Origin of the sequence: Nonomuraea sp. NPDC049486 (assembly GCF_040676925.1) — a bacterium.
GTDB lineage: Bacteria > Actinomycetota > Actinomycetes > Streptosporangiales > Streptosporangiaceae > Nonomuraea > Nonomuraea ferruginea.
In genome coordinates this window covers 437,760-460,465 of the sequence record NZ_JBFAPV010000006.1, presented here as the reverse complement: position 1 = coordinate 460,465, position 22,706 = coordinate 437,760, and the positions used below count along the sequence as shown (strand labels likewise).

The window sequence follows — 22,706 nt, the reverse complement described above, 5'->3', positions numbered from 1 at the left end:
ATCCCTGCGGCATCTGCTCGACCTGGCCGCGCGACTCCGTGAGCGCGACGTCGACCTGCCGGTTGCGGTGACCGTACTCCATAGGTGATCCGGGAACCGTGAACCTTCTTGGCTTCTCGCCCGACTGTGCAAGATGACGGGAGGGCGAGATGACCGATGAGCTGCTGGTGGTGCGCGCTCAGCTGGGAGAGCGCGCGGCGCTGGCCGAACTGCTGGCTCGGTGGCGGAGACCGGTGTGGATCTATGTGCGCCGCATGCTGGATGCTGACCGGGCCGACGACGTTACGCAGGAGATCTGGCTGGCCGTCGTCCGCGGCCTGCCCCGGCTCAGGGAACCCGGCCGGTTCGCGCCGTGGCTGTTCACGATCGCCCGGCGGTCGGTCACCGACCGGCTGCGCGGCGAGTACGCCCAGGAGGAGAAAACGTCCGGATTCGGCGACATGGTCGTCGAAGACCCGGCTGAGGCCATGGTGGATCGTGCCGCGCTCGTGAGCGTGCTTTCAGCTCTGCCGGTGCTGGAGCGGGAGATCCTCGTCCTGTTCTACCTGGAGGACCTGCCGGTGGAGGAGTGCGCCGACATCTGCCAGATCCCGGCCGGAACAGTCAAGTCCCGGCTCAACCGCGCCCGTCGTCTGCTGCGTGGACACCTGGAGGAGAAGGGATACGGGCCATGACGGACGAACCACGCCTGTCGGCGCAGGACATGATCGAGCACCTGGCTCCGGTGCTGTCGCTGAGAGTCCGGATCCGGGCGGTGACGACACTGCTGGCCGGCGCAGCCGGCGCGGTGTTCGTGGGCACGTTGTGGTGGTCGGAGCCAGGGCCGCTGCCCGGGCGCACGCATGTGGCGTTCGCGTTGTTCACCGCGCTCTGCCTGGCCTGGGCAGCCTACGGTGGGTGGCTGCTGACGCGCCGGGTTCCGCTGTTCGCCACCGATCGGGTGATCGCCGCCTGGATCGGCCTGGCCGCTTCGCTGGCCACCACGGCACTCGTGACCGTCGTAGCCGTGCAGCGTGGCACCGGGGCGGGGCTCGCCCTGGCGGTCGGGGGCCTGTTCGCCGCAGTGGCCCTGGCACTGGCGCTGCGCGCCCATGCCCGGCGCGCAGCGCTGCTGCGCCGCATGCACGAGCTGACCGGCGGGGAAGAGCGGTGAACGCGCTGCGGACCAGCGGCCTGGGCAGGCGTTACCGGCAGCGGTGGGCGCTGCGCGAGGCCACCATCGCGGTGCCCGCCGGGGCCAGGGCCGCGTTGGTCGGGCCGAACGGGGCAGGCAAGTCCACGCTGCTGAACCTGGTTTCCGGCCTGCTGACGCCCACCGCGGGACGGGCGGAGGTCTTCGGCCGTCCGCTGGGGACGGCCGCGGTCGCGTTCGTCGTCCAGGACAAGCCACTGTATCGCCGGTGGAGCGTCGCCGACCTGCTGCGCTTCGGCTTCGCGGCCAACCCCCGCTGGGATCGTGCGGCTGCGCAGTCACTGCTGTCCGGGCATGACATCGGCCCGCGCGAGCGGGTAGACCGATCGTCCGGCGGCCAGCTGACCGGTATCGCCTATCTGGCGATCCGACGCCACGCCTAGCCTTGAAGGACATCACGATGGCCCACAACCCGAAATTCATCCGCCGGCGGCTCGGCACGACGGTCTTGGTCGTAGTGGCCCTGCTCGTCGCCGCGATACTCCTCGCTGGTGTGATCGCGCTGCTGGGCTGAAGCGCCTGCGTGGTGAGCCGGCCTCAGTTACGGTCTGAAGAACCCGCGGCGATGACCAGGCAAGTCACAGCAAGATCAACGCCGTTCGGGGCTCATGACACGTTTCTTGCCGACACCCCGTGACGGGTTCGGGGGCCGCACTCCCCCGCTGCTTGCCGGAGCAGGTCAGGTGGGGACTGCGGGGGTGGTGTGGAGGGCGAGGTCGTCGAGGGAGATGCCGAGGACGTCGGTCAGGGCGGCGATGGTGAAGAAGGCGGGGGTGGCGATGCGGCCGGTCTCGATCTTGCGGAGGGTCTCGGCGGACATGCCGGCGGCGGTGGCGACCTCGGTGATGCTGCGCTCGCCTCTGGCCTGGCGCAGGAGGGTGCCGAGGCGCTCGCCGCGCAGGCGTTCTTCGGGAGTGAGCGGGGGACGGACCATGCCGCAAGTCTATAACCCAATAGAAATACCGGTATAGTTATCGCCATGGTTGAGATCAAGACCACCGGCGAGCTCCAGGCCATGCGTGAAGCCGGCCGCGTCGTCGCCCGCACCCTCCAGGCCGTCGCCGCCCATGCCGCCCCCGGCATCCCCATAGCCGAGCTCGACGACCTGGCCGCCACCACCATCCGCGAAGCCGCCGCCACCTCCGCCTTCCTCGGCTACCAGCCGCACTTCGCCCCCACCCCTTATCCCGCCGTCATCTGCGTCTCCGTCAACGACGCCATCGTCCACGGCATCCCCGGCCGCGACCGCCTGCGCGACGGCGACCTGGTCAGCGTCGACTGCGGCGCCTACCTCGACGGCTGGGCCGGCGACGCCGCCATCAGCTTCACCGTCGGCACCGCGCATCCCGCCGACCGCGCCCTCATCGACGCCACCCGCCAGGCCCTCGCCGCCGGCATCGCCGCCGCCGTGGCCGGCAACCGCATCGGCGACATCGGCCACGCCATCCAGACCGTCGCCGCCCGCGGCCGCTACGCCGGCCCCGCCGACTTCGGCGGCCACGGCATCGGCCGCCACATGCACGAGGACCCGCACGTCAGCAACCGAGGCCGCCCCGGCCGCGGCATGACCCTGCGCCCCGGCATGACCCTCGCCATCGAGCCCATGCTCGCCCCCGGCAGCGGCCACTACCGCGTCGCCGCCGACGGCTGGACCCTGCGCACCACCGACGGCAGCCGCGCCGCCCACGCCGAGCACACCATCGCCATCACCGACGACGGCCCCGTCATCCTCACCGAACCCTGACCACCCCAGGCCGGCACGTCCCCCGCCGTCCTCCGGAGGCGAGCCGAACGCCGCGGCCCCACCCTGATCACCCCAGGCCGTCCTACGCCGAACTCTTGGAGGCGAGCCGCAGCCCGCGCACCGCCTCCAGGCCACCCGGCTGCGGGCCGCGCTGCCACGGCAAGCGGCGGGGCGCTCAGGTTGCCCTCCGCCGTAGGGGACGGCAGCCCGTCGTGGGAAACATCTCCCCCTGCGTCACCTCCGCCAGCCGCAGCCCCGCCACCGCTCCCCCACTGTCGTCGGCGTACGGCCGCCGGCCTCACTCCTCCGCCTCGAAGCGGACCAGCACATCCGTCACCAGCCGATCCGGCGCCGTCACCGCCGGATCCGACCCGTACACCTCACGCACCTCCAGCGCCACCAGCCGCCGCTCCCCGCACCACGCCAGCACCGCACTCGCCGTCAGCGGGATCTGGTCGTACGGGCCCACATGCCGGGCAGCCGCGAACACCCCGCCCGCCAGCACCTCCGCAAGCACCCCCGCGCCCGCCTCCGTCGCCGCGCTGTCGCGCCATGCCCCGCCCGGCACCTCCCGAGCCACCAGCACCTCCACCACCCCGTCCAGATCCACCGGGAACACCCCCGTCAGCCGCACCTCCCCCTCCCCCGCCGAGACGGCCAGCACCCGCGCCACCGCCGCCGAGGTGGCCCGGCCGATCCCCTCCGGGCCGCCCGCCACCTCGCGCGCCACCAGCACCCGCCGCGCCGGCAGCCGCGCCACCGACACCTCCGGCGCAGGCAGGCCGCCGGCCATCACCCGCTCCAGCGACGCCAGCGTCCGCCGCCGCCGCGCCAGCTCCGCCTCCAGCCCCGCCCGGACGTCCTCCAGCGCGCCCGAATCCCCCTCCAGCACCCGCCCCACCACCGGCAGCGGCACGTCCAGCGACCGCAGCAACCCGATCGACAACGCCACCCGCGCCTGCGACGCCCGGTAATAGCGGTAGCCCGTCACCGGATCCACCCACGCCGGAACCAGCAGCCCCAGCTCGTCGTAATGCCGCAACTGCTTCACACTCAACCGGCCCAGCCGCGCGAACTGCCCGATCGGCAGCAGATCACCGTCCACGCCCCCAGCATGGGCCCTCCCGAGAGGGGGCGAGTCCAGCGGGTTGCGCCTCACCCGGCGTGAGGCTTCAGGCTGGTCCCATGAGCCTCACCGTCGGACACGTGGCCAGACTGGCCGGCATCACCGTGCGCACCCTGCACCACTACGACGAGATCGGGCTGCTCACCCCCGGCGAGCGCACCCACGCCGGCTACCGCCGCTACACCGACGACGACCTCGTCCGCCTGCAGCAGATCCTCCTCTACCGCGAGCTCGGCTTCCCCCTCGACGAGATCGCCGTCATCCTCGACGACCCCGCCACCGACGAGCTCACCCAGCTGCGCCGCCAGCACGAACTCCTCGTCCGCAAGACCGAACGCCTGCGCGAGGTCATCACCGCCGTCGAACGCGCCATCGAAGCCCGCACCCGCGGCATCGCCCTCACCCCCCAAGAACGCCTCGAACTCTTCGGCGCCTTCACCCCCGAGGACCACGACGCCGAGGTGGAACGCCGCTGGGGCGGCAGCGCCGCCTACGAGCAGAGCCGCCGCCGCGTCGCCTCCTACACCAGGGCCGACTGGCTGGAGCTCAAGGCCGAAGCCGAGGCGATCAGCCGCGGCCTCGCCGCCGCCTGCGAGGCCGGCCTGCCCCCGGACGGCGAGCACGCCATGGACCTGGCCGAGCGGCACCGCGGCCACATCAGCCGCTGGTTCTACACGTGCACGTTCGAGATCCACCGCGGGCTCGGCGAGCTGTACGTGTCGGATCCGCGGTTCACCGCCACCTACGAGACGCTCGCGCCCGGCCTGGCCGCTTTCCTGCGTTTGGCCATCGTGGCTAATGCTTGTCGGTCTGGTGCGTAGATTTCTGTACGAACCGGGCGAATTTACTTTGTAGATTAATAAGTCCGAATTTAATGCCGTTGCCGGTATATAACCATTGCGGTATGTTGGCTGGCATGCGTTTCGACGTGCTCGCCGAGCCCGCCCGGCGGCGGATCCTCGATCTGCTGCTGGAGCGGCCCCGCCCGGTCGCCGAGCTCACCGCGGAGCTCGGCCTGTCCCAGCCCGGCACCTCCAAGCACCTGCGGGTGCTGCGCGAGGCCGGGCTCGTCACCGTACGCAAGGAAGCGCAGCGCCGCTGGTACGAGCTGCGCCCGCAGCCGCTGGCCGAGATCGACGCCTGGCTCGCCCCGTACCGCAGTCTGTGGAGCGGCAGCTTCGACCGGCTGGAGCGGCACCTGGACACCATGCCCGACCCAGCGCCCGATCCCATGCCCGACCACCGCGAGGAGGACCGGTGAACGACCACCTGATGATCCGTCCCGACGGCCGCACCGAGCTGCGCATGAGCCGCCGCCTGCCGCACCCGCCCGAGAAGGTGTGGCGGGCCGTCACCGAGCCCGGCCATCTCAAGCAGTGGTTCCCCGCCGAGCTCGTCATCGACGGCGACCGCGTCCGCTACGGGTTCGGCCCCGACGGCCGCGTGCTGGAGCTGGACCCGCCCCGGGTGTTCGCCCACAGCTGGGGCGACGACGAGCTGCGCTGGGAGATCCGCCCCGACGGCGACGGCAGCCTGCTGACCCTCACCCACGTGTTCGGTGACCGGTTCGGCGCGGCCAGCTTCGCCTCCGGCTGGCACACCTGCATGGCCGCACTCGCGGCCCTGCTCGACGGCCGCCCGCTCCCCCGCCCCGGCGACATGGGCCGGCTGCACGAGGACTACGTGGCCATCCTCGGCCTGACCTCCGGTGAACTCTCCGGCGGCGCGGTCCGTCTCGAACGCCAGCTCACCCGTCCCGCCGACGAGGTCTGGCACGCACTGGAGGGCGGGCGCGCCGAGCCCGGGTCGCCGCCGCCGGCCCCGTTCACCGCCGCGGGGGTGACGGCCGGGCCGGTCTCACGCGCCGAACCGGGAAAGATCCTGGAGTACGCGACCGGCGGCGGCACCGTGCGCTGGGAGCTCGGCGAGGGCACCGGTCACGGCGCCCGCCTCACGCTCACCGGCCCCGGCGACGCCGCGACCCTGGCGGCCTGGCGCGCCCGCGTGGAGCAGCTGGCCGAGGCCCTGCTCGACGCCGGCTGAGGCGCCCATCAGTAGAAGTGCATCACCACGGCCAGGCCGACGAAGTGCATGAGCGCCACGGCGACCAGCAGGGCGACGAACACGAACTTGGCCGGGCCGTGCTCGAAGTGCTTGCCCTCCTTCAGCGGAGGCAGCTTCGCCTGGCGCTCGGCGATGCGCTCCTCCAGCGACTTGCGGTGAAACACGTGGCGTCCCCAAGATTTGCGTGTCAACTTTTTGTACAGTAATAGTTTGTACGCAAACTAATCTACCAGGGGCGACCGGAGGTGGGCACGCGTGAAGCCTGTGACAGAGGCGACAGACCTGCTCGCCCTCGACCGGCAGGTGTGCTTCGCCCTCAGCGTCGCCTCACGCGCAGTGATCGCCCTCTACCGGCCGCTGCTGCGGCCTCTCGGCCTCACCCACCCCCAGTATCTGGCCATGCTCGCCCTCTGGCAGCACGAGCCCCTGTCGGTCAAGGAGCTCGGCGAGCTGCTGCAGCTCGACGCCGGCACCCTGTCGCCGCTGCTCAAGCGGCTGCAGGCGCTCGGCTACATCCACCGCGAGCGCAGCAGCCTGGACGAGCGCGCCCTCTGCGTCACCCTCACCCCCGAAGGACGCCGGCTGCGGGCCGAGGCCGAGAAGATCCCCCCGGCCATCGTCGCCCGCCTCGGCATGGACCTCGACGAGCTGCAGGACCTGCACCAGGTCCTCACCCGCGTCATCGCGGCCGCCCGCAACGCCCAGCCCTGACGTGAGCCGTCAGGCGGTGAGACGGTCCGGCGGCGCGGACAGGCCCAGGGCGGCGGCGGTCGCGGCGCGGGCCCGGGGCGGCGACGTCAGCAGATCGGTCGAATCCGACAGCTGGTCCACGCAGCCCGCCACCGGCAGGCTCCGCACCACCGGATCCGACACCGCCCCCAGCAGCGCCGCCGCGAAGCGCTCCCCGCCGATCACCTCGAACGGCCGGTCATGGTATCCGCGCACCCCTTCGTCGAGCCGGCCCGCCAGGCCGACCCGGTTCTGCAGCGCGGCCAGCCGCCGGTAGGCCGCCGACAGCCCTTCCTGGCGCTGCCGCCACGACCGGGCGGCCAGGGCCGCGCCGAGCGCCTCCGCCAGCTCCGCCGACCCCGGCATCCGCGCCAGCGCGCTGCCCAGCCATTTGGCGTACGGGGGGTAGCGCCGCCGCAGCAGCAGCGCCAGCCGCATCACCTCCCGCACCAGCCGCGCGCCCTCCACCGCCGACCCGAGCTCGTCGCCCACCTCGCCGCACCGGCCCACGAACGCCTCCTCCTCGGCGATCCGCCGCCACTGGCAGGCCAGCACGTAGCGCCACACGTCCTGCGGATACCAGCGCAGCAGCCCGCGCACCGCCTCCAGGCCACCCGGCTGCGGGCCGCGCTGCCACGGCACGCCCTCCGCCGCCGGGGACGGCAGCCCGTCGTGGAACACCTCCCCCTGCGTCACCTCCGCCAGCCGCTGCCACGGCACCGACAGCCAGTCCAGCAGCGTCACCCCCCGCCGCGGATCGAACCCGAGCCGGCCGCTCAGCCACGACCCCAGCTCGGTCACCACCACGCCCGGCCGCCTCTCCCCCAGGTAGTCGAACACGGTCGGCTGGCCGCGGAACCGCTCCGGCAGCCCGGCGGCCACCCGGGCCTCCACCTCCGTCACCACCCCCGCGGGCGCGAAGACCAGCACGCGCGGCCCCCAGTCGTGGTCGGTCGAGCGGCTGGTGTCGAACGCCAGCACCTCCGACCCGGGACCGATCAGCGCGGCACTATGCGGAACACCGGCGACGAGCGGCGCCACGACCTCACCGTAGAAGGCGCGGGACAACTCGATACCGGGCATGAAATCGGACATCACGCCGTCCACTGTGCCTGACGCCGCCGCCTGCCACATCCGAATTATCCGCGCCCCGGCAGGGCCGGGCCCCGGCCGCAAACCCGCTCCCGGCCGGGGCCCGCGCGCCGTCAGAAGGGGTAGCGGGGCGGCTCGCCCCGCATCGTGATCCAGCGGGTCTCGGTGAAGGCCTCGATGTTGGCCGCGGCCCCGCCGAACCGGGCGCCGGTGCCGGACGCGCGCACCCCGCCGAAGGGCGCGTTCGCCTCGTCGTTCACGGTCTGGTCGTTGATGTGCACGATCCCGGTCGGGATCCGCTCGGCGACGGCCAGGCCGCGCATCACGTCGCGGGTGACGATGCCCAGCGACAGCCCGTACTCGCCGGCGGCGGCCAGCTCGGCGGCCTCCTGCGCCGAGGAGACGCGGGTCACCGGCGCGACCGGGCCGAAGACCTCCTCGGCGAAGGCCGGCGCGGTCAGCGGCACCCCGGCCAGCACGGTCGGCCGGTAGAACAGCCGCTCGTAGGCGCCGCCGGAAGCCAGCTGCGCGCCCTGCTCCACGCTGGCGGTGACCAGGCCGTGGATCTTGTCGCGCTGCCCGGCGTCGATCACCGGGCCGAGCGCGACGTCGCCGGCGGCCGGGTCGCCGACCGGCAGGGCGCCCGCCTTGGCGGCCAGGCCCTCCACGAACGCGTCGTAGAGCCGGTCGGCGACCAGGTGGCGGCCGGTGGTCATGCAGATCTGCCCCTGGTGGAAGAACGACCCCCAGGCGGCCAGATTCACGGCCTCGTCCACGTCGGCGTCGTCCAGCACGAGCAGCGCCGAGTTGCCACCGAGTTCCAGGTGGGCGCGCTTGAGGTGCCTGCCCGCCAGCTCGCCGATGCGCCGGCCCACCGGGGTGGAGCCGGTGAAGGAGATCACCCGCACGTGCGGGTCGGCGATCAGCGCCTCGCCCACGTCCGCGCCGCCGGGCAGCATCTGCAGCACACCCGGCGGCAGCCCGGCCTCCTCCAGCACGCGCGCCATCAGGGTGCCGCCGGTGACGGCGGTGCGCGGGTCGGGCTTGAGGATGACCGCGTTGCCCAGCGCCAGCGCCGGCGCCACGGAGCGGATGCCGAGGATGATCGGCACGTTGAACGGCGAGATCACCGCCACCACCCCGGCCGGCACGCGGCGCGCCATCGACAGGCGCGGCTGCTCCGACGGCAGCACCTCACCGATCGCCCGGCCGGGCAGCGTGGCCGCCTCGTAGCATTCCTCGGCCGCCACGTGCAGCGCGAACCCGGCCATGCCGGGCACCGCGCCGACCTCGCGGACGTTCCAGCCGCTGATCTCCTCGGCGTGCCGCTGCCACAGGTCGCCCGCCCGGCGCAGGACGGCGGCGCGGGCGGTGTGCGGCAGCGCGGCCCACTCCCGCTGCGCGGCCGCGGCGCTCGCGGCGGCCTCGGCCACGTCAGCGGGGGTCGCCAGCCCCATCCGGCCGAGTTCGGCGCCCGTGGCCGGTTCGACGACGGCGTAGTCGCCGCCGTGCCCGGCCGTCCACACGCCGTTCTTGAAGATCTTGCCCTGCCAGTCGATGGTGTCGAGCAGTGCCACGGCCGATTCGCCTTTCTCCATGTCGTCTCTTCCGATCGTCGTCAGTGGTTCATGCGCAGGACGGGTTTGAGCACCTCCCCGCGCCGGCTGTCGTCCAGTGCCCGGTCGATGTCGGCCAGGTCGTAGAAGCGGATCAGGCGGTCGAAGGGGAAGCGGCCCTGCCGGTGGAGTTCGGCCAGAGCGCCGATGAGGGGGCGGCTGCGGCCGCCGCCGCCCAGGACGCCGACGACGCGCTTGCCCCACAGGGTGCTCAGATGGTCGAGCCCGAACTCGGCCCCGGCCGGGGCGCCGCCGACGAGCACGCAGGTGCCGAGCATGCCGACGCTGTCGGCGGCCTGCCGCACCACGGGGATCACGCCGGTGCATTCGAGGGCGTAGTCGGCCGGGCCGCCGCAGATCCGGTGGACCTCCGCCACCGGGTCGGCGCCCGCCCGGCCGGCGTCGACGGTGTGGGTGGCGCCCAGCTCGGTGGCCAGCGCCAGCCTGGACGGGTGCCGGTCCACGGCCACGATGGTGGTGGCGGGTGACAGGCGGGCGGCCATGACGGCCGCCAGCCCGACGGCGCCGGCCCCGTACACCACCAGGCTCGACCCCGGCCGCGGCTGGAGGGTGTGGAACACCGCGCCGGCGCCGGTGGAGATGCCGCAGGCCAGCGGCCCCAGCAGGTCCAGCGGCGCCTGGCGCGGCACCACGACCAGCGCGTCCGCCCAGGTCAGCGCGTAGGTGGAGAAGGACGACTGGCCGAAGAAGTGGCTGTGCACGGGCGAGCCGCCGTCGCGGCGCAGCGCGCTTCGCCCGGCGAGGGGGCCGAGCAGCCGCCCGCCGCCGCACAGCGCCTCGCCGAGGCGGGCGCAGTAGCGGGGCTCGCCGTCCAGGCAGTTGCGGCAGGCGCCGCAGGACGGCCAGCCGATGACGACGTGGTCGCCGGGCCGCACGCCGCTCACGCCCGCACCGGTGGCGGCGACCACGCCGGCGCCCTCGTGGCCGAGCACGCACGGGAACGGCATCGGCAGGTCGCCGTGGCGGGTGATCTCGTCGGTGTGGCAGACGCCGGACGCCGTCACCTTCACCAGCGCCTCGCCGGGGCCGGGTTCGTCGAGTTCCAGCTTCTCGAGACGGAAGGGGCCGCCGAGCCGGTCGACGACGGCCGCGGTCACTCTCATGCCGGGTTCCTCCAGCGGGTGGGGGCGGGACGGGGCAGCGACGGGGTCAGGGCCTCGACGAGGCGGGCCGCGCCCAGGACGGTGTCGTCGCTCATGGCGGCCCCGGCGAGCTGGAGGCCCACGGGCAGCCCGCACTCCTGGTCCAGGGCCACCGGTACCGACACGGCGGGCAGCCCGGCGGCGTTGAAGACCGAGGTGTGCCTGGTCAGGACCAGCTCGATCGGCCAGTTCCGGCCTGCGACGGTGACGGTCATGTCGCCGATCGGCGGTGCGGTGATCGGCACGGTGGCGGCGGCCAGCACGTCGTGGCCGGCCAGGGCCCGGCGCAGCGCGGCCGTCATGCGGGCGATGGCGGCCTCGTCACGTTCTGCCTGCCCGGCGGTGGCGGCCGGCAGGCGCATCAGCTCGGCGATGTCGGGGCCGAACAGCTCGGGGTCGCGTTCGAAGGCGTCGCGGTGGAACCGGCTCGCCTCGGCGTGGATCCTGGCCAGCACCGCCCCGGGCATGAGCGGCTCGTCAGGAATGACCACGTCGTCCACCCGTACGCCGTGCTCCTCCAGCCGGGCGCGGGTGGCCGCCAGCGCCGCCCGCACCGGCGGGGCGAGCACGGCGTCGAACCAGCCGCCGAGCCAGCCCACCCGCAGTTCCCCCGGCTCGAACGCGGGGACGGCGGCGGGGCCGGTCGTGAGCGCCGCCGTCAGTGCCGCTGTCAGGGCGGCCGCGCCGTCCACCGTCGGCGCCAGGACGCCGAGATGGTCCAGGGACGGCGCCAGCGGCAGGACGCCGTCCAGGGGGATCCGCCCGCGGGTCGGCTTGAAACCGACGCAGCCGCTCAGCGCGGCCGGGATGCGCACGCTGCCCGCGGTGTCGGAGCCGACCGCGCCCAGGCAGCTGCCCGCCGCGACGGACGCCGCCGACCCGCCGGACGAGCCGCCCGGGATGTGCCCCGGCCGGTAGGGGTTGCGGGTGGGGCCGAGCAGCGGGCTGTCGGTGCGGCCGCCCCAGGCCAGCTCGTGCGTGGTGTGCTTGCCGAGGATCACCGCGCCCGCGTCCAGCAGGGCGCGGACCGCGGCGGCGTCCCGGGCCGGCACGTGCCCGGCGAACCGCGGCGACCCGTAACCGGTGGCCACGCCCGCGGTGTCGATCAGGTCCTTGACGCCGATCGGCAGGCCGTGCAGCGGGCCGCGGGCCGGCTCCCTGGCCAGGGCCGCGGCCCGCTCCCGGGCCCGGCCGGCCGTCACCGTGGCGTAGGCGTGCAGGTGAGGCTCGGTGGCCTCGATCGCGGCCAGCATCCGTTCGGTCAGCTCGACCGGGTCACGCGGGGCCATCGGACCTCCGTACGAGATAGCCGATCGGGAACAGGCTCGGGCCGGGCACCAGCCCCCACAGCCCGCGCGGCAGCCGCAGCGCGGCCACGATGCCGACGACGCCCAGCAGCACCAGATACCACGAGCCGAAGTCGGCGAGCAGCTGCTGCAGCGCGAAGAAGATCAGCGCGCCGATCAGCGGCCCCTCGATGAAGCCGATGCCGCCGATCACCACAATGAAGATCATGTACGCGGACCACTGCACGCTGAAGATCGAGTCCGGGTTGACGCTGAGCGAGCTCAGCGTGATCACCCCGCCCGCGGCGCCGCACCCGGCCGCCGAGACCAGGTAGACCAGGAGCTTGGCCCGCCGCACGTCGATCCCCGCCGAGGCGGCCGCCGTCTCCTCGTCGCGCACTGCCATCAGCGACAACCCCAGCCGGCCGCGCAGCAGCAGATAACAGCCCGCGATCGTGGCCAGCGCCAGCGCCAGCGCGATCCAGTACGTCAGCGCGCCGCGCAGCGTCGCGTCGATCCCCGACAACCCCGAAAGGCTCTTGCCGCTGGCGCCGCCCAGACTGTCCACCCGCACCACCAGCAGCCGGTACACCTCGGCGATCACCCAGGTGCCGACCGCGAAGTAGTCGCCGCGCAGCCGGAACGCCAGCCACGACGTCGGCAGCGCGAACACCGCGCAGGTCAGCGCCGCCAGCGGCACCGCCAGATAGGGCTGCACCCCGAGGTCGGCCAGCGCCACGAGACTGTAGGCGCCGATCCCGATGTAGGCCTGCTGCCCCACCGACACCAGGCCGCCGAAACCCGCGAGCAGGTTCCACATGCTCGCCAGCGCGATCAGCACGAACAGGTTGATCAGCGTGTCGGTGACCGTGCTGAACACCAGGAACGGCAGCGCCGCCAGCACCGCCGCGGCGGCCGCCAGCACCACGGCCGACAGCTTGGCCGAACGGGTGGCGCGCACCACGTGCACGTTCCGCGCCGCCCGCGCGCTCAGAAGATGGGAGATCGTCATGCCGTCCGTCCAGCGAGCAGGCCCTGCGGCCGGAAGGCCAGCACGGCGAGGAAGATCAGATGTCCGGCCAGCAGCGTCAGCGCCGGATCGACCTGCGCGCTCACCGACTGCGTCACCCCGAGCACCATGCCGCCCAGCAGCGTCCCCCACAGCGAGCCCAGCCCGCCGATGACGACCGCCTCGAACGCGAAGATCAGCCGCGACGGGCCGATCGCCGGGTCGAACGACGAACGGATCGCGAACATCAGCCCGGCCAGCGCCACCGTCGCGAACGCGATCACCGTCGCGATCCCGTACACGTGCCGGCTGTCGGCGCCCATCAGATTCGCCGTCTCCGGATCGTCGGACGAGGCCCGCAGCATCCTGCCCAGCCCCGTACGCGACAGGAACAGCTGGATGCCTGCCAGCGCCGCGCACGCCAGCAGGAACGTGGTCAGCGACAGATAACCGACCGAGACCGCGCCGCTCACCTCGAACGACCCGGTCGCGAACGCCCCGGCGTCGAGCGTGCGCGTGTCCGCCGAGAACACCTCCAGCAGCACGTTCTGCAGCACGATCGACAACCCGAACGTGACCAGCAGCGTGGCCAGCGGCCCCGACGACAGGCTCCGCTGCAGCAGCACCCGCTGCGTCAGATAACCGAGCGCGGCGAACAACGGCACCGTCACCACGATCACCACCCACAACGGCAGCCCCGTCCCGCTGACCAGAGCCAGCGCCAGGAACGACGCCACGACCGCCAGATCGCCGTGCGCCAGGTTGACGATCCGCATCACACCGAACATCAACGACAACCCGGTGGCGAACAGCGCATACAGGCCACCGAGCAGCAAACCCTGCACGACGGCGTTGACCCAGCCCATCAGTGACGTCCCTCCTGTGCGGGCTCCGCCGCCCCGATCCCGAAGTACGCGTGCTCGACCTGCTCCCCGGTCAGCTCCGCCGGCCGGCCCTGCAGCACCGAACGGCCTTCGAGCAGACAGTGCACCCGGTCGGCGACCCGCATCGCCTGCGAGACGTCCTGCTCGACGATCAGCGCCGTCGTGCCCGCGCCGACGATGCCCGGCAGCACCTCGTAGATGCGGCGCACCACCACCGGCGCCAGCCCCAGCGACAACTCGTCGATGAGCAGCAGGTCAGGATTGGACAGCAGCGCCCGGCCGATCGCCACCGCCTGCTGCTCACCGCCCGACAACTGCGCGGCGTTCTGCCCGCGCCGCTCGGCCATCCACGGGAACAGCTCCATAACCGCCGCCATCGTCCACGGTCCCGGCCGCCCCCGGTACGCGCCCGCCAGCAGGTTCTCCTCCACCGTCAACGAGCGGAACAGCCGCCTGCCCTCCGGCACCAGCGCGACGCCCGCCACCACCCGCCTGTGCGCGGGCATCCGGGTGATGTCACGCCCCGCCAGCTCCACCGTCCCCGACGACGGCGCGTTCAGCCCGGCCAGCGCGCGCAGCAACGTCGACTTGCCCGCGCCGTTGGCGCCGATGATCGCCAGCACCTCACCCTCGTCCACGGACAGACTCACACCGTCCACGGCGCGCAGCTGCCCGTGATGGACGGTCAGATCCCGGACCGACAACAGCGTCACGACCCCTCCTCCGCACCGGCCTCGGGACCGGCGCCCAGGTAGAGCTCACGCACCCGCTGGTCGGCCAGCACCCGCAACGGCTCACCGTCGGCCACCACGTCACCCCCGGCCAGGCAGATCATCCGCCCGACCGTCTTGACCAGCGCGTGCACCACATGCTCGATCCACACGACACCGAGCCCGCCGGCGTGCAACTCCCTGACGACCGCCACCAGCTCGGCCACCTCGGGCTCGGTCAGCCCGCCCGCGACCTCGTCCAGCAGCAGCAGCCGCGGCCCGGTGCCCACCGCCCGCGCCACCTCCAGCCGCTTACGCTGCAACAACGCCAGCCGCCCCGCCGCAGTGTTCGCCAGCTCGGCCAGGCCGACGCGCTCCAGCACGCCCATCGCGTGCGCCTGCGCCTGCCTGCCCCGCAGCCCCGCCCCCTGATGCGCGCACACCAGCACGTTCTCGAACACCGTCAAATGCTCGAACGGCCGCGGCACCTGAAACGTACGGCCGATCCCGGCACGCGTGCGCGCATGCGGCGCCGCACCCGTGACATCCCGCCCGTCCAGCCACACCGTGCCGCCGTCCGGGCGCAGATCCCCCGAGATCATGGCGAACAGGCTCGACTTGCCGGCCCCGTTCGGGCCCACGATCCCCAGCGCCTCACCCGGCTCCACCGACAAACTCAGGTCACGGGCGACGACCACCTGACCGAAACTCTTGGCGACGCCGTCCAGACGCAGCAGCGGCGCCGCCATCAGTCGCCCTGGTTCGTGGGCAGCAGGTCGCCGCCGACCGGCACATCCTTGTTCGGCGTGTTGTCGACGATCACCACATCCCACGGGAACTTCTCACCCTTGCGCCACTGCCCGCCCACCGGATGCTGGATCGCGATGCCCGGCTGCGGCCCCGCCGTGAAGTCGAGCTTCCCGCTCATGCACTCGATCTTCATCCCGCGCAGCTTCGACGCCACCTCGTCACGATCCTTCGGATCGCTCGCCTCCTTGAACGCCTGCACCGCGATCTCGAACAGCGAATACACCGACCCCAGCGCCTGCGTCCACTGCTTGCCCGTCGACGCCGCGAAGTCGTCCGCCAGCTGCTTGGCGCTCCTGCCGTCCAGCGTCGAGGTGTACGGATGCGCCGGACTCCACCAGAAGTCCGTGGCGATGTTGGCCGCCAGCTGCCCCAGCGCCTCCGCCTCCGACGGGAACAACATCACCTTGGCCACCGTGGCCAGCTTCGGCCGGAAACCCTGCTGCCGCGCCTGCTTCCAGAACGTCTGGAAGTCCGGCGGGATCGGCGTGCAGGTGAACAGCTCCGCCCGCGACTCCTTGAATGTGGCGATCTGCGCCGTGAAGTCCGCCGCCCCGTTCTGATAGGCGCCACCGTCGACCGGCGTGTAACCGGACTCCTTCATCATCGCCCCGAGCCCCTGCCGGAAGGCGTTCGCATCGGTGTCGTTCGGCCACAACGCCGCCACGTTCTTGTTCGACGGATCCACCCGCTCCCACATCGGGATGAAACAGTCGGCGAACTCCCGCATGCCGAAGAAGAACAGCGTCGTGTACGTGAACCCCTCACCATCCTTGCCGCCCCGGCCGTTGAACCACGCCTCCCACGGAGCGATCGTGGTCACGTTCGGGATCCCGTTCGCCTCACACTGGTCGGCGACCGGATTCGTGGTGTCCGGAGTGGAGGAACCGACGATCAGATCCACCTTGTCACTGTTGATCAGCTGACGCGTGACCTCGGTCGCCCGGTTCGGATTCGACTGCGTGTCCTTGACGACGATCTCGATCCGGCGCTTCTGCCCACCGGCGGTGAAACCGTTACGCAACGCGTCCTGGATCTGCTGCACCACGAAATTGTCCGCGGCGGCGAACCCCGCCAGCGGACCCGTCTGCGGACTCACATAACCGATCTTCAGCACATCCGACGACGAACTACCGGCGCCCTTCAGCCCTCCGCAGGCGCCCACCAAGGACGTACCGCCGAGAGCCGCCGCCGCCTTCAGGAAAGAACGCCGATCCAGGCCGCGTGTGGGGATGTCACTCACGCCAAACTCCTCGTTTCGACGGCGCGCAGGCAGCACTGAACCTGGACACGCCGCAGTTGCTCTGGGGGATGTCTCACCCGGCCACCAGCTGGCCGGGGAACGGCACGGACCTCCGGTGGCGGAAGTTGAGCCGACCGTACGGTCCCGCCCACACCAGAGCAACACAGCGTTCGAACCACCCGAACGCGATTTGCCTCCCCCGAACGCCCCTACTCCGGCCGGTAACCCAACCGCCGCGAAATCTCCGCCGCCGTACGCCGCAACGGCCCCTCCAACCGCCCCGCCAGCGACTCCACCGCCGCCGGCGCCATCGTCAGATGCACCGCCACGTTCACCGCCGCCACCACCTCACCCGAACGATCACGCACCGGCGCCGCGAACGACCGCAACCCCGGCGCCAGCTCCTCGTCGTTCACCGCCCACCCGCTCTGCCGCACCTTCGCCAGCGCAGCCACCAACTGCTCCCTGTTCGTGATCGTCTTCGGACCCCGCCGCGCCATGTCGATCCGATCCAGCGTCTGCCGCAACGCCACCGGATCCCGGAAAGCCAGCAACACCTTCCCCATCGACGTGCAGTACGCCGGCAACCGCGACCCCACATGCAGATTCAGATCCATCGCCAGCGAACTCCGCCGCGCACTCCGCCGCCGATCCACATACACCACGTCCGGCCCGTCACACAGCCCCATGCTCGCCGTGAACCCCGTCTCATCGGCCAGCGCCTGCAACACCGGCCCCGCCACCTTCGTCAACTCCATCGAATCGATCGCCGCGAAACCCAGATCCACCACCCGCGGCCCCAGGAAATACTTCTTCGTCTCCGGGTCCTGCCGCAGATACTCCAGCTTCACCAACGTCGCCACATACCGATACGTCGTGCTCTTGTTCAACCCCACCGCCCGCGCCAGATCCGCGATCCCCAGCACCGAACGATCACCACCGAACGCCGACAGCACACTCAGCCCCCGCTCCAAAGACACCGAGAACGCCGAAGAACCAGCCGCCGCACGACCACGAGAAGAACCATCATCAGCCACGCGTGCCAGAATACGACCCCAACGTTCTAACCATCCGAACCGTTGTGGACAGCCCGCCCCCACCACCGGAAAGCTAACGGCCGGCAACAACGAGCAAGAAGATCGGGGACTCGATGGCCGCGGCACAACCCTGGACCGCAAACACCACACACTTCATCGCCGGCACCTGGACACCCGCCACCACCGGCCGCACCTACCCCAACCGATCCCCCTGGTCAGGCCACATCCTCGGCCACGCCGCAGCCGGAGACGCCGAAGACACCGAACGCGCCATCACCGCCGCCCACCACGCCTTCCCCACCTGGAGCCGCACCCGCCCCGCCGAACGCCAGCGCGTCTTCCTCAACGCCGCCGACCTCCTCGAACAACGCGCCACCCACGTCCTCGCCGCCCTCGCCGCAGAAACCGGCTGCGGCCACCACTTCGGCACCGTACAACTCGACTTCGCCGTCAAACTCCTCCGCCAAGCCGCCAACCTCGCCTACCGCCCCGCAGGCGAACTCCTCCCCTCCGACACCGACGGCACCCAAGCCATGGCCGTACGCAAACCCGTCGGCGTCGTCGCCGCCATCGCCCCCTGGAACGCCTCACTCACCCTCTCCGGCCGCGCCATCACCGGCCCCCTCGCCCTCGGCAACACCGTCGTACTCAAACCCTCCGAAGAAGCCCCCTACACCGGCGGCACCCTCTGGGCCGAAATCCTCCACCAAGCCGGACTCCCCGCCGGAGCACTCAACGTCATCACCCACGCACCCGGCGAAGCCGGCGCCGTCGGCGACACCCTCCTCGCCAGCCCCCTCGTCAAACGCCTCAACTTCACCGGCTCCACCCCCACCGGCAGACGCCTCGCCGAAAAAGCCGGCCGCCACCTCAAACGCGTCGTCCTGCAACTCAGCGGCCAGAACCCCCTCATCGTCGCCGCCGACGCCGACCTCACCCACGCCGTCGACGCCGCCGTCTACGGCGCCTTCATCCACCAGGGCCAGGTCTGCATGTGCGCCCGCCGCATCTACGTCGAACGCCCCCTCGCCGACGCCTTCACCGAACGCTTCGCCGCCCGCGCCGCCCGACTCCCCACCGGCGACCCCGCCGACCCCGCCACCGTCATCGGCCCCGTCATCAACGAATGGGCCCTCGCCCTGCTCGACCGGCGCGTCAAAGAAGCCGTCGGACTCGGCGCCCGCGTCCTGGCAGGCGGCGAACCCGCACCCCCCTGCTACCCCGCCACCGTCCTCACCGACGTCCCCGACGAAGCCGAGATCGCCCAGAGCGAGACCTTCGGCGCCGTCGTCGTCGTGGAAACCGTCGACTCCGCCGAAGAAGCCGTCGCCCGCGCCAACCACACCGACCTCGGCCTCGCCGCCTCCATCATCACCGGCGACAGCCGGCGCGGACTACGCCTGGCCGCCACCCTGGAAGCCGGCATCGTCCACGTCAACGACCAGCCCGTCAACGACGAACCGCAGATGCCCTTCGGCGGCGTCAAGGACAGCGGCTGGGGACGGTTCGGCCTCGGCTTCGCCGCCGAGGAGTTCTGCGAGACCCAGTGGGTCACCGTACGGGACGAACCCCGCACCTACCCCTTCTGACCGTCGGTGGTTTCTGGGGTTGGTAACGTGCGGTTTCCGCACCCGCCCGCGCCCTTTACATTGTAGATTTCATGTACGAGGACAGCACCGGCCTGATCCGATACCCGAGCCGCTCGTACACGGCGATGGCCGTGGCGTTGTCGTCGTCCACCATCAGCGCCGCCCGCCCGTACGACGCCACCAGCTCCCCCGACACCCACCCGCACACCCGCTCGGCCAGCCCCCGCCCCCGGAACGCGGCCGCCGTCGCCACCCCCGCCAGCACCCCCACCGACGGAGCCGGCCAGGCGTCGGCCGCCACCGACGCCAGCACCCCGTCCACCCGCACCCCCGCCCACCGGCGCACCCCCGGCATCCCGGGAGCCGCGTAGGAGTCCGGCGCGTCCACCGCCAGCAGCGCGGCAACCTCCCCCTCGGCCTCTGCCGGCAACCAGCCCACCTCCGTCGCGAAGGGCGGACCGGACGGAAAACCCGGCCCAGGCCGGCCGGCCAGGCTCATCCAGGAGAACACGCCGCCCACCTCCAGCCCGTCCAGCTTCGCCACGACCTGCGCCAGCAGCTCCCGCTCGCCCCACGGCCGGTAGGAGGGGCCCAGCTCGGCCAGCGCGTGCCGGACCAGCTCCACCGCGTCGGCGGCCTCCCCCCACACCGCCAGCCGGTCGTGGCGCGACACCCCGGGCGCGGCGGACACCACCGCTCCGCCCGACGCCCACGCCCGCGCCGGCCCGCCGCCGCCGAGGTCCTGCGCGTTCCACACCACCAGGTCGTCGTCACCGCACGCGGCCCGCAACCCGGCGAGCGAAGCCAGCTCGTGGATCACAGGATGGCGCCCGGACGGTACGCGGCCGCCTCCGGGTGCTCGGCCACCACACGGCCCACCTGCTCGACGACCTCCCGCACCTGGCCGGCGGCGGCGCCGGTGAACGACACCCGGTCGGCCAGCAGCGCATCCAGCGCCGCCCGGTCCAGCGGGAACCGCTCGTCCGCGGCCAGCCGGTCGAGCAGCTCGTTGGCGCCGCCGCTCCGGCGCATCGCCAGCGCGGACGCCACCGCGTGCTCCTTGATCAGCTCGTGCGCCCGCTCGCGCCCCATCCCGGCCCGGACCGCCGCCATGAGCATCTTGGTCGTCGCCAGGAACGGCAGGTAGCGGTCGAGCTCGGCGGAGATCACGGCGGGGAAGGCGCCGAACTCCTCCAGCACCGTCAGCATCGTCTCCACCAGGCCGTCGAAGGCGAAGAACGCGTCCGGCAGCGCCACCCGGCGCACCACCGAGCAGGACACGTCGCCCTCGTTCCACTGGTCGCCGGCCAGCTCCCCCACCATGGAGGCGTAACCCCGCAGCACCACGGCCAGGCCGTTGACCCGCTCGCACGAGCGGGTGTTCATCTTGTGCGGCATCGCCGACGAGCCGACCTGGCCCTCCTTGAAGCCCTCGGTGACCAGCTCGTGGCCGGCCATCAGCCGGATCGTCCTGGCCAGCGAGGACGGCGCGGCGGCCAGCTGGACGAGCGCGGTGACGACCTCGAAGTCCAGCGAGCGCGGGTAGACCTGGCCGACGCTGGTCAGCCGGCGCTCGAAGCCCAGGTGGGCCGAGACGCGCTCCTCCAGCTCCGCCAGCTTGGCGTGGTCGCCGCCGAGCAGGTCGAGCATGTCCTGGGCGGTGCCGACCGGGCCCTTGATTCCGCGCAGCGGGTAGCGGGCGATCAGCTCCTCCAGCCGCCGGTAGGCCACCATCAGCTCGTCGGCGGCGCCCGCGAAACGCTTGCCGAGGGTGGTGGCCTGGGCGGCGACGTTGTGGGACCGGCCGGCCAGCACGGTCGCCTCGTGACGGGCGGCGAGCTCGGCCAGGCGGGCCAGCAGCGCCACCACGCGGCCGCGCACCAGCAGGAGACTGTCGCGGACCTGCAGCTGCTCGACGTTCTCGGTCAGGTCGCGGGAGGTCATGCCCTTGTGGACCTGCTCGTGCCCGGCCAGCGCGTTGAACTCCTCGATGCGCGCCTTGACGTCGTGGCGGCTCACCCGCTCGCGCGCCGCGATCGACTCCAGGTCGACCCTGTCGACGACCTTCTCGTAGTCGGCGACCGCGCCCTCGGGCACCGCCACGCCGAGCTCGGCCTGCGCGCGCAGCACCGCCAGCCACAGCCGCCGCTCGGCGATCACCTTGTGCTCGGGAGACCACAGGCGGGCCAGCTCCGGCGAGGCGTAACGGGCTGCCAGGACGTCAGGGATGCGAGGCTTGGAAGTCACGTTGGACAAGTGTATGGGCAGGTGCGCGGCCCGTACCGCACAGGCCGGTATCGGCGATCACACCCTTACGGTATCAACGATAACTTATCGGTGATACCGTCATATCTGTTAACAGTGAAAACATTCAGGGAGACACCTCATGAACACGCGCACCCTCGGCGTCACCGGGCCGGTCGTGTCCGAGCTCGGGCTCGGCCTGATGGGCATGTCCGACCTCTACGGCCCCGCCGACGAGAAGGAGTCGCTGGCCACCATCCACGCCGCCCTCGAAGCGGGCGTCACACTGCTGGACACCGGCGACTTCTACGGCATGGGCCACAACGAGCTGCTGCTGCGCGACGCCCTGCGCGGCGGCGACCGCGACCGCGTCGTGATCAGCGTCAAGTTCGGCGCGCTGCGCGGCCCCGACGGCGGCTGGCTCGGCTACGACACCAGCCCGGCCGCGACCAAGACCTTCCTCGCCTACAGCCTGCGACGGCTCGGCACCGACCACATCGACGTCTACCGGCCCGCCCGGCTCGACCCCGAGGTGCCCATCGAGGAGACCGTCGGCACGCTCGCCGAGCTGGTCCAGGCCGGATACATCCGCCACATCGGCCTGTCCGAGGTCGGCGCCGACACCCTGCGCAGGGCCGCCGCCGTGCACCCGATCAGCGACCTGCAGATCGAGTACTCACTGCTGTCACGCGGCATCGAGGCCGAGATCCTGCCCACCGCGCGGGAGCTCGGCATCGGCGTCACGGCCTACGGCGTGCTGTCGCGCGGCCTGCTGAGCGGCCACTGGACCCCGGACAGAAACCTCGCCTCCGGCGACTTCCGCACCGCCAGCCCGCGCTTCCAGGGCGACAACCTGGAGCGCAACCTGGCACTGGCGGAGGCCCTGCGCGGCGTCGCCGAACGCAAGGGCGTGACCACCGCCCAGGCCGCGATCGCCTGGGTGAGCCGGCAGGGCCAGGACATCGTGCCGCTCGTCGGCGCCCGCACCCGGGCCCGGCTGGCCGAATCCCTCGCCGCCACCGGCGTCCACCTCACCGAGCAGGACCTGGCGGACATCGAGCGCGCGGTGCCCGCCGGCGCCGCCTCCGGCGCGCGCTACGCCGCCCCGGCGATGGCCCACCTGGACAGCGAACGCTGACCGGCACGGGCCAAATCGATAACATCATTCTGT

At 72.2% G+C, this 22,706-nt stretch carries 25 protein-coding genes; 10 read left to right on the top strand and 15 right to left on the bottom strand.

What is annotated here, in order from left to right; all coding sequences use genetic code 11:
* Window positions 1-149 precede the first annotated feature (149 nt).
* From AB0K05_RS20845 to AB0K05_RS20835, 3 genes are read left to right on the top strand one after another with little or no spacing between them, the layout of a single operon-like run.
* A complete protein-coding gene (locus tag AB0K05_RS20845) occupies window positions 150-674 on the top strand; it encodes a sigma-70 family RNA polymerase sigma factor (protein WP_271277547.1) in 525 nt (174 codons plus the stop codon).
* Window positions 671-1,153, top strand: coding sequence for a hypothetical protein (locus AB0K05_RS20840; protein ID WP_271277546.1), 483 nt, complete (start codon window positions 671-673; stop codon window positions 1,151-1,153). Before AB0K05_RS20845 ends, AB0K05_RS20840 begins: the two co-directional genes overlap by 4 nt.
* Window positions 1,150-1,575, top strand: coding sequence for an ATP-binding cassette domain-containing protein (locus tag AB0K05_RS20835; protein WP_364230917.1), 426 nt, complete (start codon window positions 1,150-1,152; stop codon window positions 1,573-1,575). The genes AB0K05_RS20840 and AB0K05_RS20835 overlap by 4 nt, the downstream gene beginning before the upstream one ends.
* 296 nt (window positions 1,576-1,871) lie before the next feature.
* Here AB0K05_RS20835 and AB0K05_RS20830 read toward each other — a convergent pair whose 3' ends face one another.
* Window positions 1,872-2,126, bottom strand: a complete 255-nt coding sequence (locus AB0K05_RS20830) for a helix-turn-helix transcriptional regulator (RefSeq protein WP_148031563.1) — start codon at window positions 2,124-2,126, stop codon at window positions 1,872-1,874.
* A 45-nt stretch (window positions 2,127-2,171) separates the two neighbouring features.
* On the opposite strand from AB0K05_RS20830, the gene map reads away from it, so the two are divergent.
* Entirely contained in the window at window positions 2,172-2,936 is a 765-nt protein-coding gene (map, locus tag AB0K05_RS20825) for a type I methionyl aminopeptidase (RefSeq protein ID WP_364230914.1), read from the top strand.
* A gap of 298 nt (window positions 2,937-3,234) precedes the next feature.
* Here map and AB0K05_RS20820 read toward each other — a convergent pair whose 3' ends face one another.
* Window positions 3,235-4,041 carry a MerR family DNA-binding transcriptional regulator gene (locus tag AB0K05_RS20820; protein ID WP_364230912.1) on the bottom strand — a complete coding sequence of 269 codons (807 nt, stop codon included), beginning with the start codon at window positions 4,039-4,041 and terminating at the stop codon, window positions 3,235-3,237.
* 80 nt (window positions 4,042-4,121) lie between these two features.
* On the opposite strand from AB0K05_RS20820, the gene AB0K05_RS20815 reads away from it, so the two are divergent.
* The 3 genes from AB0K05_RS20815 (at window position 4,122) to AB0K05_RS20805 (ending at window position 6,105) form a co-directional block, all read left to right on the top strand.
* Complete coding sequence (locus AB0K05_RS20815; protein WP_364230910.1) at window positions 4,122-4,883, top strand: MerR family transcriptional regulator; 762 nt, start codon at window positions 4,122-4,124, stop codon at window positions 4,881-4,883.
* 95 nt (window positions 4,884-4,978) lie between these two features.
* On the top strand, window positions 4,979-5,323 hold the full coding sequence (locus AB0K05_RS20810; protein WP_271277541.1) for a metalloregulator ArsR/SmtB family transcription factor: 345 nt from the start codon (window positions 4,979-4,981) through the stop codon (window positions 5,321-5,323).
* Complete coding sequence (locus tag AB0K05_RS20805; RefSeq protein ID WP_364230907.1) at window positions 5,320-6,105, top strand: SRPBCC family protein; 786 nt, start codon at window positions 5,320-5,322, stop codon at window positions 6,103-6,105. Before AB0K05_RS20810 ends, AB0K05_RS20805 begins: the two co-directional genes overlap by 4 nt.
* 8 nt (window positions 6,106-6,113) lie before the next feature.
* Here AB0K05_RS20805 and AB0K05_RS20800 read toward each other — a convergent pair whose 3' ends face one another.
* The gene (locus tag AB0K05_RS20800; protein ID WP_187281158.1) at window positions 6,114-6,290 is read right to left on the bottom strand and encodes a hypothetical protein; all 177 of its coding nucleotides are present in this window, start codon (window positions 6,288-6,290) and stop codon (window positions 6,114-6,116) included.
* 100 nt (window positions 6,291-6,390) lie between these two features.
* On the opposite strand from AB0K05_RS20800, the gene AB0K05_RS20795 reads away from it, so the two are divergent.
* Window positions 6,391-6,837, top strand: coding sequence for a MarR family transcriptional regulator (locus AB0K05_RS20795; protein ID WP_364230952.1), 447 nt, complete (start codon window positions 6,391-6,393; stop codon window positions 6,835-6,837).
* A 9-nt stretch (window positions 6,838-6,846) separates the two neighbouring features.
* On the opposite strand, the gene AB0K05_RS20790 is transcribed toward AB0K05_RS20795, so the two are convergent.
* The 10 genes from AB0K05_RS20790 to AB0K05_RS20745 all read right to left on the bottom strand — a co-directional run bounded on the left by AB0K05_RS20790 (window position 6,847) and on the right by AB0K05_RS20745 (window position 17,702).
* The gene (locus tag AB0K05_RS20790; RefSeq protein WP_364230950.1) at window positions 6,847-7,950 is read right to left on the bottom strand and encodes a DUF4037 domain-containing protein; all 1,104 of its coding nucleotides are present in this window, start codon (window positions 7,948-7,950) and stop codon (window positions 6,847-6,849) included.
* 110 nt (window positions 7,951-8,060) lie between these two features.
* The gene (locus tag AB0K05_RS20785) at window positions 8,061-9,545 is read right to left on the bottom strand and encodes an aldehyde dehydrogenase family protein (RefSeq protein WP_364230905.1); all 1,485 of its coding nucleotides are present in this window, start codon (window positions 9,543-9,545) and stop codon (window positions 8,061-8,063) included.
* 20 nt (window positions 9,546-9,565) lie between these two features.
* The gene (locus tag AB0K05_RS20780) at window positions 9,566-10,687 is read right to left on the bottom strand and encodes an NAD(P)-dependent alcohol dehydrogenase (RefSeq protein WP_364230903.1); all 1,122 of its coding nucleotides are present in this window, start codon (window positions 10,685-10,687) and stop codon (window positions 9,566-9,568) included.
* On the bottom strand, window positions 10,684-12,015 hold the full coding sequence (locus AB0K05_RS20775) for an amidase (RefSeq protein WP_364230900.1): 1,332 nt from the start codon (window positions 12,013-12,015) through the stop codon (window positions 10,684-10,686). The genes AB0K05_RS20780 and AB0K05_RS20775 overlap by 4 nt, the downstream gene beginning before the upstream one ends.
* Window positions 12,002-13,024 carry a branched-chain amino acid ABC transporter permease gene (locus AB0K05_RS20770; RefSeq protein ID WP_219552451.1) on the bottom strand — a complete coding sequence of 341 codons (1,023 nt, stop codon included), beginning with the start codon at window positions 13,022-13,024 and terminating at the stop codon, window positions 12,002-12,004. Before AB0K05_RS20770 ends, AB0K05_RS20775 begins: the two co-directional genes overlap by 14 nt.
* Window positions 13,021-13,887 (bottom strand): branched-chain amino acid ABC transporter permease, encoded by an 867-nt coding sequence (locus tag AB0K05_RS20765; RefSeq protein WP_148031555.1) that lies wholly within the window; start codon window positions 13,885-13,887, stop codon window positions 13,021-13,023. The genes AB0K05_RS20770 and AB0K05_RS20765 overlap by 4 nt, the downstream gene beginning before the upstream one ends.
* A complete protein-coding gene (locus tag AB0K05_RS20760; RefSeq protein WP_364230895.1) occupies window positions 13,887-14,618 on the bottom strand; it encodes an ABC transporter ATP-binding protein in 732 nt (243 codons plus the stop codon). The genes AB0K05_RS20765 and AB0K05_RS20760 overlap by 1 nt, the downstream gene beginning before the upstream one ends.
* Entirely contained in the window at window positions 14,615-15,364 is a 750-nt protein-coding gene (locus AB0K05_RS20755) for an ABC transporter ATP-binding protein (RefSeq protein WP_271279814.1), read from the bottom strand. Before AB0K05_RS20755 ends, AB0K05_RS20760 begins: the two co-directional genes overlap by 4 nt.
* On the bottom strand, window positions 15,364-16,701 hold the full coding sequence (locus AB0K05_RS20750; protein WP_364230892.1) for an ABC transporter substrate-binding protein: 1,338 nt from the start codon (window positions 16,699-16,701) through the stop codon (window positions 15,364-15,366). Before AB0K05_RS20750 ends, AB0K05_RS20755 begins: the two co-directional genes overlap by 1 nt.
* A gap of 173 nt (window positions 16,702-16,874) precedes the next feature.
* Window positions 16,875-17,702, bottom strand: a complete 828-nt coding sequence (locus AB0K05_RS20745; RefSeq protein WP_261808545.1) for an IclR family transcriptional regulator — start codon at window positions 17,700-17,702, stop codon at window positions 16,875-16,877.
* A 113-nt stretch (window positions 17,703-17,815) separates the two neighbouring features.
* Here AB0K05_RS20745 and AB0K05_RS20740 point away from each other — a divergent pair, with 113 nt between their 5' ends.
* Window positions 17,816-19,291, top strand: a complete 1,476-nt coding sequence (locus AB0K05_RS20740; RefSeq protein WP_364230889.1) for an aldehyde dehydrogenase family protein — start codon at window positions 17,816-17,818, stop codon at window positions 19,289-19,291.
* Window positions 19,292-19,346: 55 nt separating this feature from the next.
* Here AB0K05_RS20740 and AB0K05_RS20735 read toward each other — a convergent pair whose 3' ends face one another.
* The gene (locus AB0K05_RS20735; protein ID WP_364230887.1) at window positions 19,347-20,111 is read right to left on the bottom strand and encodes a GNAT family N-acetyltransferase; all 765 of its coding nucleotides are present in this window, start codon (window positions 20,109-20,111) and stop codon (window positions 19,347-19,349) included.
* The gene (gene purB, locus AB0K05_RS20730; RefSeq protein ID WP_364230885.1) at window positions 20,108-21,538 is read right to left on the bottom strand and encodes an adenylosuccinate lyase; all 1,431 of its coding nucleotides are present in this window, start codon (window positions 21,536-21,538) and stop codon (window positions 20,108-20,110) included. The genes AB0K05_RS20735 and purB overlap by 4 nt, the downstream gene beginning before the upstream one ends.
* A 139-nt stretch (window positions 21,539-21,677) precedes the next feature.
* On the opposite strand from purB, the gene AB0K05_RS20725 reads away from it, so the two are divergent.
* Window positions 21,678-22,673, top strand: a complete 996-nt coding sequence (locus AB0K05_RS20725; protein ID WP_364230883.1) for an aldo/keto reductase — start codon at window positions 21,678-21,680, stop codon at window positions 22,671-22,673.
* The last annotated feature ends 33 nt before the right edge of the window (window positions 22,674-22,706 follow it).

Bases quoted from the DNA above. Each gene is read 5' to 3' on its own strand.
- AB0K05_RS20845 (WP_271277547.1), top strand. From the start codon at position 150: ATGACCGATGAGCTGCTGGTGGTGCGCGCTCAGCTGGGAGAGCGCGCG.
- AB0K05_RS20840 (WP_271277546.1), top strand. From the start codon at position 671: ATGACGGACGAACCACGCCTGTCGGCGCAGGACATGATCGAGCACCTG.
- AB0K05_RS20830 (WP_148031563.1), bottom strand. From the start codon at position 2,126: ATGGTCCGTCCCCCGCTCACTCCCGAAGAACGCCTGCGCGGCGAGCGC.
- map (WP_364230914.1), top strand. From the start codon at position 2,172: ATGGTTGAGATCAAGACCACCGGCGAGCTCCAGGCCATGCGTGAAGCC.
- AB0K05_RS20815 (WP_364230910.1), top strand. From the start codon at position 4,122: ATGAGCCTCACCGTCGGACACGTGGCCAGACTGGCCGGCATCACCGTG.
- AB0K05_RS20810 (WP_271277541.1), top strand. From the start codon at position 4,979: ATGCGTTTCGACGTGCTCGCCGAGCCCGCCCGGCGGCGGATCCTCGAT.
- AB0K05_RS20790 (WP_364230950.1), bottom strand. From the start codon at position 7,950: ATGTCCGATTTCATGCCCGGTATCGAGTTGTCCCGCGCCTTCTACGGT.
- AB0K05_RS20785 (WP_364230905.1), bottom strand. From the start codon at position 9,545: ATGGAGAAAGGCGAATCGGCCGTGGCACTGCTCGACACCATCGACTGG.
- AB0K05_RS20780 (WP_364230903.1), bottom strand. From the start codon at position 10,687: ATGAGAGTGACCGCGGCCGTCGTCGACCGGCTCGGCGGCCCCTTCCGT.
- AB0K05_RS20775 (WP_364230900.1), bottom strand. From the start codon at position 12,015: ATGGCCCCGCGTGACCCGGTCGAGCTGACCGAACGGATGCTGGCCGCG.
- AB0K05_RS20770 (WP_219552451.1), bottom strand. From the start codon at position 13,024: ATGACGATCTCCCATCTTCTGAGCGCGCGGGCGGCGCGGAACGTGCAC.
- AB0K05_RS20765 (WP_148031555.1), bottom strand. From the start codon at position 13,887: ATGGGCTGGGTCAACGCCGTCGTGCAGGGTTTGCTGCTCGGTGGCCTG.
- AB0K05_RS20755 (WP_271279814.1), bottom strand. From the start codon at position 15,364: ATGGCGGCGCCGCTGCTGCGTCTGGACGGCGTCGCCAAGAGTTTCGGT.
- AB0K05_RS20740 (WP_364230889.1), top strand. From the start codon at position 17,816: ATGGCCGCGGCACAACCCTGGACCGCAAACACCACACACTTCATCGCC.
- AB0K05_RS20725 (WP_364230883.1), top strand. From the start codon at position 21,678: ATGAACACGCGCACCCTCGGCGTCACCGGGCCGGTCGTGTCCGAGCTC.